The sequence below is a fragment of the Emticicia sp. 17c genome (assembly GCF_037153985.1).
Taxonomy (GTDB): domain Bacteria; phylum Bacteroidota; class Bacteroidia; order Cytophagales; family Spirosomataceae; genus Emticicia.
Genome location: NZ_JBBAYI010000005.1, coordinates 92,342 through 103,984 on the forward strand (window position 1 = coordinate 92,342; position 11,643 = coordinate 103,984).

Consider the following 11,643-nt stretch of genomic DNA (forward strand, 5'->3'; position numbering starts at 1 on the left):
TTTTAACTTATTTTCAATTAAAAAATATAGCAAAAATGCAAAAGCGCAAACTTGGAAACAGCGGCCTTGAGGTGTCGGCACTTGGGTTAGGGTGTATGGGCATGAGTTTTGGTTATGGCTCAGTAGGAGATAAGAAAGAAATGATTCGGGTGATACGTGCTGCCGTAGAACAGGGCGTAACCTTTTTTGACACCGCAGAAGTATACGGACCTTTTATTAATGAAGAATTGGTAGGCGAAGCCCTTACGCCCTTTAAAAGAGATGCGGGTGTGCGGCTGGTTATTGCAACCAAATTCGGATTTAAGCCTACCGTAGCCGGAGAAACAAGGTGGGGTGGGCTTGATAGCAGGCCACAGCATATTAAAGCAGTGGCTGAAGCCTCACTCAAAAGGCTAAATATAGAGTCGATAGATTTATTATATCAGCATAGAGTTGACCCCGAAGTGCCTATTGAGGAGGTAGCCGGTGCAGTAAAAGACCTGATTCAGGAAGGAAAAGTGAAGCATTTTGGTTTGTCAGAAGCTGGTGCAGAAACCATTCGTAAGGCTCATGCTGTGCAGCCTGTTACGGCCCTGCAAAGTGAGTATTCGTTATGGACCCGAGAACCCGAAAAGGTTATTATACCCACCCTTGAAGAATTAGGAATTGGGCTTGTGCCGTTTAGTCCACTTGGAAAAGGCTTCCTGACTGGGCAGATGAACGAAAACACCACCTTTGAAGGGAACGATTTCAGAAAGATACTCCCTCGGTTTACACCAGAAGCTCTTAAAGCCAATCAGGCTTTGATTAATTTATTGAATAAAATTGCCAGCGCAAGAGAGGCTACTCCGGCGCAGATTGCGTTGGCTTGGTTGCTGGCGCAAAAAAGCTGGATTGTGCCCATTCCGGGTACCACAAAACTGAGCCGTCTGGCAGAAAACAATGGGGCTGTAAATATCGGGCTTACCAAAGAAGAACTTTACGAAATTGACACCGCTCTTGCACAAATTGAAGTGGTGGGGGCCAGATATCCTGAACATATAGCCCGTATGACAGGCCGTTAATAAAGCCAAAAGCCTTTGCTTTATTGATGAGCAAAGGCTTTTGGCTTATATGAAATGTAATATTGTTTAACTGAAACTTTGGATAGTATCTGTAATGATGTCGATACAATCCCATAATTGGGTTTCGGTAATAACCAAAGGCGGGGCTAGACGAATTTTGTTGCCATGTGTTGGCTTGGCTAATAAGCCGTTTTCTTTCATTTGCTGGCAGATGTCCCACGCAAGGTCTGAATCTTCGTCGGTATTAATAATAAGAGCATTTAACAAGCCTTTGCCACGTACTTGTGTTACGATGGAAGTGTTATCGACGAGCTTCTGCATTTCCCGACGGAAAATGTAGCCTAGTTGTTCGGCATTCTGAGCCAGATTTTCATCTTTCACTACCTTTAGGGCTTCCATTGCTACGGCGCAGGCCAATGGGTTACCGCCGTAAGTAGAACCATGTTCGCCGGGTTTAAGGGTGAGCATGATTTCGTTGTCGGCTAATACGGCCGATACGGGCAGCACACCGCCCGAAAGGGCTTTGCCCAGAATAATCATATCGGGCCGGATACCGTAGTGGTCGGTTGCCAGCATTTTACCGGTGCGGGCAATACCCGTCTGGATTTCGTCGGCAATAAAAAGCACATTACTGGCTTTGCATAGCCTGTAAGCCTCTGGCAGGTAATTATCGTCAGGTACAACTACGCCTGCTTCGCCCTGAATAGGCTCTACAATAAAACCAGCCACGTAGGGGTCGTTAATGAGTGCTTCTTCGAGTGCTTCAATGTTGTTATAAGGTACTACTTCAATGCCTGTCATGTAAGGGCCAAAGTCTTGGCGGGCCGTTGGGTCGGTAGAGGCAGAAATAACCGAGAGCGTGCGGCCATGAAAATTGCCTCCGGCAAAAATAATTTTGGCTTTGTTTTCAGGAATCCCCTTTACCTGATACCCCCATTTGCGGCACAGTTTCATGGCTGTTTCTACGGCTTCTACGCCTGTATTCATGGGTAGAACTCTGTCATAACCAAAATATTGGGTAATGTATTCTTCAAAATACCCAAGCATTGAATTGTAGAATGCGCGCGAAGTAAGTGTTAGTTTCTGAGACTGCTCAATTAAAGCATTAATAATGCGTGGGTGGCAATGCCCCTGATTAACGGCAGAATAGGCCGAAAGGAAATCATAATAACGTTTGCCCTCTACATCCCAAACATATACACCTTTGCCACGGTCAAGAACAACCGATAGTGGATGATAATTGTGGGCTCCATAGCGTTCTTCTAATTCCATTAGTTGTTCGCTCAAGTGAGTAGCTACTAGCATAATTTTCTTTGGTTTTATTTTATTCCGATGTTACAAAAGTGTTAAAATGACTTATGAATGTCAATAAATAAGTTATATTTACTTTATTATTGTTGCTTTAAGCGAATATTATTTTGAAATAAGTTATTTAAATATATTTTGACTTATGCCAAGTAGCGAATTTTTAGATGAATTTGACAGGCAAATTCTGATTCAGCTTGAAAAAGATGGCCGGAAACCGTATTCAGAAATAGCCAAAACACTTAATATTTCTAATACGATGGTGCACCAACGTGTGGCGCGTATGAAAAAGGCGGGGATTCTGAAAGGAGCCGGAATTATTCTTGACGAACGTAAGTTAGGTTATGAATGGAGTGCCTTTACCGGAATTATTCTGAAAGAAGACTCAGACTCGAAACTGATTATTGAAGAACTCAGGAAAATTCCTGAGGTAACGGAGTGCTACTACATTACGGGTGAATATACGCTTTATGCCCGAATTGTGGCTAAATCGAGCGAACACATGCGCAAGGTTCTGTATGATAAAATCGATAACATTGACGGGGTATTGAAAACCGAATCGATGATTGATTTTGGTGCGGCTTTCAAGCGGAATGTAAGTGTAGAACTCTGAACAGGCTAGTAGGTGGTTTTTGCCAAATAAAATTTGCTTACTCTAGTTGTTTTGTGGGTTGTACAATAAAAAAACAATCATTAATTTTGCAAAAACCAAATAAAAAATGCCTCGTATATATCTTGATAACGCCGCTACGACACGTCTGGACGACGAAGTTCTTCAGGCTATGTTGCCTTTAATGACCGAAAACTTCGGGAATCCTTCGTCGATTCATGCCCACGGGCGGCAGGTGCGTTCGGCCATCGAAAAATCGCGCAAGACCATTGCAGGTTTGCTGAAAGCATCGCCCTCAGAGATTTTCTTTACTTCTGGCGGAACCGAGGCCGACAATACAGCCATTACTTGTAGTATTGATACTTATCAGTTAACACATGCCATTACCTCGCCAACCGAGCATCATGCGGTGCTGCATACGTTGGAGCATCTGGCTAAACAGGGTATTATTGAGCTAAGCTATGTAAAGCTTGATGAAAAAGGGTATGTAAACCTGACGCATCTGGAAGAGCTTCTGCGTACAAAACCACGTTCGCTGGTGTCGTTAATGCACGGTAATAATGAAATTGGTAACCTGCTCGACTTAAAACGTGTAAGCGAAATATGCAAACAGTATAATGCTGTTTTCCATTCGGATACGGTGCAGACAATGGGGCATTATACGCACGATTTGCAGGATTTAAAAGTGGATTTTCTGGTTGGGGCTGCACATAAATTTCATGGCCCTAAGGGCGTGGGGTTTCTGTATATCAATGCCGAAAATAAAATACATCCGTTTATACACGGTGGCTCGCAGGAACGCAATATGCGCGGAGGCACCGAAAATGTGTATGGTATTGTAGGAATGGCCAAAGCTCTTGAAATTGCGTATCGTGACATGGAAGTACACCAGAAGCATATTAAGGGGCTTAAAAGCAAAATGATAGAAAAACTAAAGGCGAATATTCCGGGGGTTTTGTTTAACGGCGACTCGGCTAATATGGAAAACAGCCTTTATACTGTATTGAATGTGAGTTTCCCGCCCGGCGACGACAACGATATGCTTTTGTTTAACCTTGATATAGCTCAGATTTCCTGCTCAGGGGGCAGTGCCTGCTCGAGTGGTACGGATGTTGGCTCGCACGTGTTGGGGGCTTTAAATGTGGCTCCTGATAGAGGAAATGTTCGTTTCTCGTTCGGTAAATATAACACCGAAGAAGAAATTGATAAAGTAATTGATGTTCTTACCGAAATCTACGCCAAAAAAGTGCTGGCATAAACAATAAAAAAGGGCTTCGACGGAAGCCCTTTTTGTTTTATAAGGTGTTGTAATAATCAACCAGTGCCGCTACTGAGGCATCTTCCTTGAAGTTGGTTTTGTTATCTTTAATGTATTGCTCCAATTCAGCCGATTTGTCGCTTAAGGCTCCTAAAATTCCTTTTTTATCTTTCTTTACTTTCAGAGGGGTTCCGTCGGCTTTCAGTAGGTAATAATTGAGGTTTTCGGCAAATATCTTGGTTGCACTTGCCGAACCATAAGATTTTGATTCTCTGACAGCCTTGCTGACTTTTTTCAGGAATTTAACTTTTTTGCCATCGCTTAAAAGTTCAAAGTAAGGGTCGCTTGAACCATCTTTTATTTCAGGGGCCAGCACAAAGCTCATCAGGGCGTTATTCGGGTATAGCTTGAACGATTTCACGGGTAGCGTAAAGCCGAGGTCTTCGCCGTTTTTGCCTTTAAAAAACACGATGCCATCTACCTGATTGTATTTAAGGTCAAGTTCTTTGTAGGTAGTTCCGTCGCTAAGAACTACATCACCTTTGTTCCATGTTTCAAATAAGTAGGGGCTACCAACAACGTCAACGTATTTAGCCGATAACAGCGGTTTGCCGTTTACATCCTGCATGTACTGGGCCTGAGTTGTAAGGCACGCAAAAAAGAGGGAAAGGTATAAAAAAGCTTTTTTCATAGAGATAAAATTTTGACAAATGTAATCCAAAAAGTTTTAAATATGGTAGCCAAAAACTGATATTTTTGCCTTGTAAGGTAATGAATAATTTTAGGATAAAACGTAATTTTTGTGTTCTTTTATGTATGCTAAGCCATTAATATATGAAAGATAAAATAATTAACTGGAGTTTCTTTGTGGTAATGGTGGTTGTTTTCTCGAACAATTTTCTTTTCGGAACAAAGTATGATGTTTACAGGTATATTCCGGCAAATGTTATGCTGGTTGTTACTATGGTTGTGGGTACTGTATATTTCAATAATGCTTTATTGCGGTTGCCTTATTTTAAGAGCATTAAAAGAAGACTAATTATGATGGGGGCATCTTGTTTGTTTGCCATTGTTGTGGGGTTAATGGTAATCCGTATTACCGGATGAGATTGAACGTTATTGGTAAACAACCAAGCAAAATAAAAACCGACCTGAGTAATCAGGCCGGTTTTTGTTTTATCAATTCTCAGGAATTAATATCCTGGGTTTTGAGAGATATTTGGATTCGCGTTTCTTTCAGTCTGAGGAATTGGCCCGATTCTGAAATTGCTGGTGAAAGGAATATTTCTTACAGAATATTTACCACCTACACGAACGACGTCTCTTTTCAGACGGTTCAAATCAAAGTATCTGTCGCCTTCAAAAGCTAGCTCTTTTCTGCGCTCAAGAATGATATCTTCTATTAAAGCCGCACCTGTTGAAGCATAAGTTAAAGAGGCATCTCTTTGTTTTACTAATGCGTTCAGGTATTTTAAAGCATCGGCCTCATTGTTTGTACGAGCCGAAGCTTCGGCAGCAATTAGGTACACTTCTGAGATACGAATCACTTTTTTGTCGTCTCTGTCGCCACTTACGTTTTGGTATTTGTTTACGATGTAAGCAGGGTTTTCAGCTTGCGCTCTTGAACCAACAACGATTAGTTTTTTTCTAACGTCAGTATCGGCGTATAGTTTGTATAACTCTTCGTTTGCAAGGAGGTCACCGTAACCAGCTTGGTTGTAGATATAACCTAGCTCGTCAGTACCAACGTTAAGGGTAGCATCAGCCGAAACCTCGAACAATGTTTCACTTTTAACTGTTTCAGCGTTTGATGCTGGAGTAGCCCAGTATGACAACACTTTGTCAGAAGTTAGTAATGAAAAACCACTGTTATTGATAACGTCAGTTGCATAAGTTAAGGCTTTAGCGTAGTCTCCCTGATACAAGGCTACTTTAGCTGCTAAAGCACGCGCTGCATATTTTGACAATCTGGCAGAACCAGCGTAAGTAGTCATTGAAGTATAGGCTTTGTCGAGGTCAGCCGCAATTTGTGTATATACTTCCTGAACTGTATTACGTTTTGGTTTAAGTGTTGGGTCGTAAGATAATACAATCGGAACACCTTCAGCCGCTGGGTCGCCTGATTTGGCAAAGCTACGAACAAGGTTAAAATACAATAAGCCTCTTATTGCATAAGCTTCACCTTTAATCTGGTTTACGTTAGCGTTATCGGCCAGTTTGGCGTTAATTACGTTGTTAGCTCTCAGAATAGCTGTATAGGCGTTATTCCAGAAGCCTTCGTAATCGGCGTTTGCTGTTGTAATTACGTATTGGTCAAACGCGAAGTATCTTCCTGAGTTTCTTGAAGAAAGAAACACGTTGTCGGCACCGAGGTCTCCGATAACCGGAATTGTACGACCAAATAAGTTAGCACTTCTCAATTGTGCGTAAGTTCCTCTTAAGGCCACTAGTAGGTCGGCCTCAGTTGCAACGGCAGCTTCGTTCGGAACCTGTGTATATGGAGCAAGTTCTAAGAATGATTCTTTACAAGAAGAAAGGAAACTTGTAATAAGAACTCCTAAAACCAGTACTTTATGATTGAATCTTTTCATGATATTTTTTTTAGAAATTTTTTATTAAAACGCAACTTGTAAACCACCTGTGAACGTTTTAGGAAGATAAATATCTAAGTTTGTTGAACTGTTGATATATGTCTCAGGGTCATAAGGCAAGTTTTTGTCTTTAACCCATGTCCAGATATTGCTACCTCTCACATATACTTTAACATTGCTCAACTTGATTTTCGATATTAACGAAGATGGAAGTGTATAGCCGAAAGTAATATCTCTTAAACGGATATAGTCTCCACCATATAAATATCTGCTCGATAACGAGTTTGAAGCACTGGCTCCACCATATACATATTTAGGAACGTTGGTTACGTCGCCTGGTTTTTGCCATCTTTGTAACTGAACGGCAACTCTGTTGAATGTTGCGTTGTATCCGTCACTTTGTGTGTAGTTAGCCCAGCTATCACGTACTAAGTTACCAAAGTTATAGTAGAACAAGAAGTCTAAGCTAAGACCTTTGTACGAGAAAGTAGAACCTAAGCTACCGAATGCTTTTGGTGTAGCAGAACCAACGATGAATTGTTTAGCATTGTTATAAACGCTTGTTTTTTCAGTACGAGTTTGGTCAACGTACCAAAGTGGGCTACCATTAGCTGGGTCAACACCTGCCCAATCTCTCACGTAGAATGATTGGTAGTCTTCGCCTACTCTTCTGATAAACGCACCCGAAACTTGGTCAGCATTGTTTACAAGAGACAAAATTTTGTTTCTGTTCAATGAAACATTGAAGCTGGCTTCCCAACTGAAATCTCCAAGAATTAAAGGAGTACCTGAAAGGGCGATTTCGATACCTTGGTTTTGTAATGAACCAATATTGTTTTTGAAGCTGGTGAAACCTGTGGTTCTTGAAAGAGGCTCATCTAACAATAAGTTAGTAGTTTTTCTTTTGTACCACTCAACGGTAACGTTCAAGCGTTTTTTCAATAAAGTTGCATCAAAACCTATGTCCAACGGACGGTTTTCTTCCCAAGTAAGGTTAATGTTACCTACTGCGTTAGGGCCACTACCTGTTGCTCCCTGATAGTTATAGGCTGAGCCATAAGCATAAGTTGGTTGCCAGTCGTAGTCACCGATAGCGGCGTTACCATTCACACCATAAGAGGCGCGTAGTTTCAATTGGTCAATCCAAGTAAGGTCAGCCATGAAGCTTTCTTTGTGGATATTCCAAGCACCACCTACTGACCAGAAGTTACCGTATCTGTTGTTGCTACCGAATCTTGAAGAACCATCTCTACGGAAGCTACCTGACAACACGTATTTGTTTTTAACCGAGAAGTTACCCATTGCTAAAGCTGAAGCAAACGAGTAGTCGCTGTTTGAACCAACTGCTGAGTTATATACCGAACCAGCCGAAGGAACAATGATGTTCAGGTTAGCAGGTAAACCATAAGCTACTGCATTCGAGAAATACGTTTGTGATTTTTGTGCTTCGTAACCAGCAATTACGTTCAGTACGTAGTCATCGTTTTTAGTGATGTCCCATGTATAATCTGCAAGGTTTGTCCATACCCAGTTGAAATAACGGGTGTATAATCTTGACGAACGACCGTTGTCATTTCTACCGTCACCTACGAATGGGTTGTTGTAAACGTCTTCTTCGTAGTTATTATAATCGATACCGATTTTAGAAGATATTTTAAGGTCTTTCAATAACTGATACTCAAGAGCTACAGTTGTGATACCTTTTACACCTGTGGTTTTTCTTTTGTCCATTTCTGCAATTGAGATCGGATTGAAAAGCGCACCAGCAGGGAAGTCAGGGCCAGTGATATTTGGTGTACCGTCGGCGTTTCTTGGAGAATACGAAGGTAACAAGAAATACGCTGTTAATACTGGGTTAGCAAATAAACCACCAGTACCAGGGCCTTTCTGACCAGTTGAAGAAACCATTAAATTGGCTTTTAAAGTCAATTTATCGGTAATCTTGTTAGTCAGGTTAAGGTTTCCTGTATAACGATTGAAAAGTGACTGAATTACAGTACCTTCTTGTTTGAAGTAACCACCCGAGAAGTAGAATTGGGTTTTTTCGTTACCACCACTTGCCGAAAGGTTGTATTGTTGTTGTTGGCCAACACGTGTAACTTCGTCTAACCAGTTGGTGTTTACACCGTTGTTGGTTCTGAAGTTAGCGTCTACTAAAGCTAAAGCTGCTGTTTTGTCGGCCGCAGTTTTTGAGTTTACTAAACCTTCTGCTGTTAGGTCGCGCCATTCTGCAGTAGTTAGAGGGCGGTTAGCGTCGCTTAGGTAAGCAATGTCAGAAGCACCAATTTCAGTGTCAAAACGGATTTTGGTTTTTCCGGCTTTACCTTTTTTAGTGTTAATCAGGATAACCCCGTTAGCTGCACGTGAACCATAGATTGAAGCCGAAGCGGCATCTTTCAATACTGTAACGCTTTCGATGTCGTTAGGGTTAATACCCGCCAAAGCATTGGCTGTTGTTGTGTTTCTGGTTAGGTCACCAGAGTTAATCGGAATACCGTCAACTACATAAAGTGGGTCCGAACCGGCAGTCATTGAGCCAATACCACGGATTCTGATGTTTTGCACCGAACCCGGTTGGCCTGAACCACCAGCCGATTGTAAACCAGCTACACGGCCTTGAAGGGCTTTGTCGACTGAAGTAAATGGCGTGTTCTCGATTTTGTCAGAGTTAACTACACCAACGGCTCCTGTTTTTTTGATGTTAGAAGTAGTACCGTAACCTACTACGATAGCTTCTGCTAACTCCTGAGCGTCAGAGGCTAACTGTACGTTGATAGAACTACGGTTGCTTACTTGGACTTGTTGTGTAACGAAGCCAATGAAGCTGAAGGTTAAAGTGGCATTTCCTGGTACTGAGATGCTGTAAACACCTTCTGCATTTGTGGTAGTACCCTTGCTTGAGCCTTTTACAGTAACGCTTACACCCGGAAGGATAGAGCCGTCGTCGGCCGATGTAACCTTACCAGTGACTGTTTTGTCTTGTGCAAGCACTTGTACAGTCCAAAACAATACCAAAAAAAGGCTTGGTAGAAAAGATTTCCTCATAATTGTTTGTTTGGTTTTTGTTTGTATTGGTTAAAAAAAAATGATAGACTTTGCAATCTTCTTACAAAAATAATGTAGATAAAATTCATAATACAAGTGTTTTTTTTAGTAAAACCATTGAGAGGGTTTGAATATTTTAAAGAAAATATCAAAAACTTGTCATGTAAATACTTGATTATGAGGAACTTGTGAATTTTAAATTAGGCTTTTTTTTAGATGATATATTTGGCTACGGAAATATTAATTTTTTCTAAAGAAAACCAAGCGCAAACAAAAAAGGCAACCTAGTAGGCTGCCTCTTTGCGATATATGTGTTTCGGTAATTATGCTTGTTATTTTTTATCCCACCATACGCGGGTATCCTGTGTGTCGGCGCCCTGTGTAGCTAGTGCTTTGTCGTAATTGACTTTATTAAGGGTTTGCTCTGTTACCGGATAAGCCATCCGACGAGGGATTTGCCCGCTAGGATTAAGAGGGTTAGCGGCCGGAGTTAACACCGGATAACCCGTGCGGCGCCATTCTGCCCATGCTTCGTTGCCTTGGTAAAACAATGCTATCCATTTTTGTGTAGCAATTTGTTCTAAGGCTTTGGCGTCATTATATTTAACGTCAGGTTGTTGTAAGTAGGCGTTTACTACGGCATCGGTAGCAGAGGCTCCAATCCATTGCTGAATAGAGGCTTTAATGGCACTTTCGTATAAGGCCTTAGGGTCGTCTGAAATCCAACCTAATTTAGCCGCTTCTGCTTTCGAGAATAAAATCTGTGCATAGGTTAGCACATTAGCCGATGAGTTTTGCTGGCGAATGCTGCTAGCTGCTAACGATACATCTTGTGCTTTCCAGGTTGGAGGGAAAACCCCATAAGGTACACCTACATATTTTTGCAGGTTGTTAGGGTCAGCCATACCCGGAATACGGGGGTCGTTTATTTTCGACAGGTAATTCATGAACGTACTACTTACGGCAAAGTCTTTACGGTTTGTAGTAATGTAGTTGTTATAAAGCGGATGCTCGTTGTTAGCCTCTGACAAATACGTATATTTAATGTTGTCGGCATTTGAGGTTAACACGCCGTCGGCCATAGCTGCGGCAAATTCGGTTTTGCCTTTAGCGGGGTCAACTTTCGATATCCGAAGGGCCATTATCATGCGTAAAGAGTTGGCAAATTTTTTCCAGCGGGTAGCATCACCACCTAGCAGGATATCACCTTTTACGGCTGCGCCTCCATCAAACTGTGCCTGTGCTTCTTTTAGTTCCTTGAACAAGTCGGTATAAATGGCTTGTTGGGTATCATAAGCAGGGCTAAAGTTTTCTTTGCCTTTGAGGGCTTGCGAGTAAGGAATATCCCCCCAGCGGTCGGTCATCCACATATAGGTATAAGCCTTGGCTATACGGGCAACGGCTATCTGGTTGTTGTTCGAGCCATTGGCTGCCGCAGTAGTTTTGGTATCAGGGTTTGTGTTTAAATCAATAATTGACTGATACGCCACTAAAGGGCCTGCGTAGTAGTTATTAAAACTAAAGTTAATGGTTTTATAACGAGAATCCTCGATATAAGTAATGTCTCCGAATTGCTGCGTATAAAGGGCCGGAACCATTTCGGTTGTCATGGTTCCTATATTACGTAAAGCACCCGAGAGGAATCCGGCTGTATTAGGAGCCGAAGGGCTATTAGGGCTGATATTCATATTGCCGAAATCGCCGGGGTCACAAGAAGTAGTGGCAAGTGCTAAAGTAAGTGCCACTGCTAATGATTTATATGTTTTTATTTTTTTCATGTTCAATAATATT

9 protein-coding genes are annotated in these 11,643 nt (G+C 41.8%); 4 read left to right on the plus strand and 5 right to left on the minus strand.

Annotated features, from left to right (window positions below; translation table 11 throughout):
* The first annotated feature begins 35 nt into the window (after positions 1–35).
* On the plus strand, positions 36–1,043 hold the full coding sequence (locus WAA15_RS11840; RefSeq protein ID WP_337042966.1) for an aldo/keto reductase: 1,008 nt from the start codon (positions 36–38) through the stop codon (positions 1,041–1,043).
* A 66-nt stretch (positions 1,044–1,109) separates the two neighbouring features.
* On the opposite strand, the gene rocD is transcribed toward WAA15_RS11840, so the two are convergent.
* A complete protein-coding gene (gene rocD / locus WAA15_RS11845) occupies positions 1,110–2,348 on the minus strand; it encodes an ornithine--oxo-acid transaminase (RefSeq protein WP_337042967.1) in 1,239 nt (412 codons plus the stop codon).
* A 145-nt stretch (positions 2,349–2,493) separates the two neighbouring features.
* Between rocD and WAA15_RS11850 the strand changes: the two genes are divergently transcribed.
* Entirely contained in the window at positions 2,494–2,961 is a 468-nt protein-coding gene (locus tag WAA15_RS11850; protein ID WP_337042968.1) for an Lrp/AsnC family transcriptional regulator, read from the plus strand.
* 106 nt (positions 2,962–3,067) lie between these two features.
* Positions 3,068–4,216 carry a cysteine desulfurase family protein gene (locus WAA15_RS11855; RefSeq protein ID WP_337042969.1) on the plus strand — a complete coding sequence of 383 codons (1,149 nt, stop codon included), beginning with the start codon at positions 3,068–3,070 and terminating at the stop codon, positions 4,214–4,216.
* Positions 4,217–4,253: 37 nt separating this feature from the next.
* Here the strand turns inward: WAA15_RS11855 and WAA15_RS11860 are convergent, their stop codons facing one another.
* Positions 4,254–4,907 (minus strand): hypothetical protein, encoded by a 654-nt coding sequence (locus WAA15_RS11860; RefSeq protein ID WP_337042970.1) that lies wholly within the window; start codon positions 4,905–4,907, stop codon positions 4,254–4,256.
* 143 nt (positions 4,908–5,050) lie between these two features.
* On the opposite strand from WAA15_RS11860, the gene WAA15_RS11865 reads away from it, so the two are divergent.
* A complete protein-coding gene (locus WAA15_RS11865) occupies positions 5,051–5,323 on the plus strand; it encodes a hypothetical protein (protein ID WP_337042971.1) in 273 nt (90 codons plus the stop codon).
* 86 nt (positions 5,324–5,409) lie between these two features.
* On the opposite strand, the gene WAA15_RS11870 is transcribed toward WAA15_RS11865, so the two are convergent.
* The 3 genes from WAA15_RS11870 to WAA15_RS11880 all read right to left on the minus strand — a co-directional run bounded on the left by WAA15_RS11870 (position 5,410) and on the right by WAA15_RS11880 (position 11,630).
* Positions 5,410–6,807 carry a RagB/SusD family nutrient uptake outer membrane protein gene (locus WAA15_RS11870; RefSeq protein ID WP_337042972.1) on the minus strand — a complete coding sequence of 466 codons (1,398 nt, stop codon included), beginning with the start codon at positions 6,805–6,807 and terminating at the stop codon, positions 5,410–5,412.
* A 24-nt stretch (positions 6,808–6,831) separates the two neighbouring features.
* Positions 6,832–9,852 (minus strand): SusC/RagA family TonB-linked outer membrane protein, encoded by a 3,021-nt coding sequence (locus tag WAA15_RS11875; protein ID WP_337042973.1) that lies wholly within the window; start codon positions 9,850–9,852, stop codon positions 6,832–6,834.
* 332 nt (positions 9,853–10,184) lie between these two features.
* The gene (locus WAA15_RS11880) at positions 10,185–11,630 is read right to left on the minus strand and encodes a SusD/RagB family nutrient-binding outer membrane lipoprotein (RefSeq protein WP_337042974.1); all 1,446 of its coding nucleotides are present in this window, start codon (positions 11,628–11,630) and stop codon (positions 10,185–10,187) included.
* Positions 11,631–11,643: the final 13 nt, after the last annotated feature.

What these genes read in the sequence shown, in the direction of transcription:
- rocD (WP_337042967.1), bottom strand. Translation starts at nt 2,348, where the DNA reads ATGCTAGTAGCTACTCACTTGAGCGAACAACTAATGGAATTAGAAGAA.
- WAA15_RS11865 (WP_337042971.1), top strand. Translation starts at nt 5,051, where the DNA reads ATGAAAGATAAAATAATTAACTGGAGTTTCTTTGTGGTAATGGTGGTT.
- WAA15_RS11855 (WP_337042969.1), top strand. Translation starts at nt 3,068, where the DNA reads ATGCCTCGTATATATCTTGATAACGCCGCTACGACACGTCTGGACGAC.
- WAA15_RS11840 (WP_337042966.1), top strand. Translation starts at nt 36, where the DNA reads ATGCAAAAGCGCAAACTTGGAAACAGCGGCCTTGAGGTGTCGGCACTT.
- WAA15_RS11850 (WP_337042968.1), top strand. Translation starts at nt 2,494, where the DNA reads ATGCCAAGTAGCGAATTTTTAGATGAATTTGACAGGCAAATTCTGATT.
- WAA15_RS11880 (WP_337042974.1), bottom strand. Translation starts at nt 11,630, where the DNA reads ATGAAAAAAATAAAAACATATAAATCATTAGCAGTGGCACTTACTTTA.
- WAA15_RS11875 (WP_337042973.1), bottom strand. Translation starts at nt 9,852, where the DNA reads ATGAGGAAATCTTTTCTACCAAGCCTTTTTTTGGTATTGTTTTGGACT.
- WAA15_RS11870 (WP_337042972.1), bottom strand. Translation starts at nt 6,807, where the DNA reads ATGAAAAGATTCAATCATAAAGTACTGGTTTTAGGAGTTCTTATTACA.
- WAA15_RS11860 (WP_337042970.1), bottom strand. Translation starts at nt 4,907, where the DNA reads ATGAAAAAAGCTTTTTTATACCTTTCCCTCTTTTTTGCGTGCCTTACA.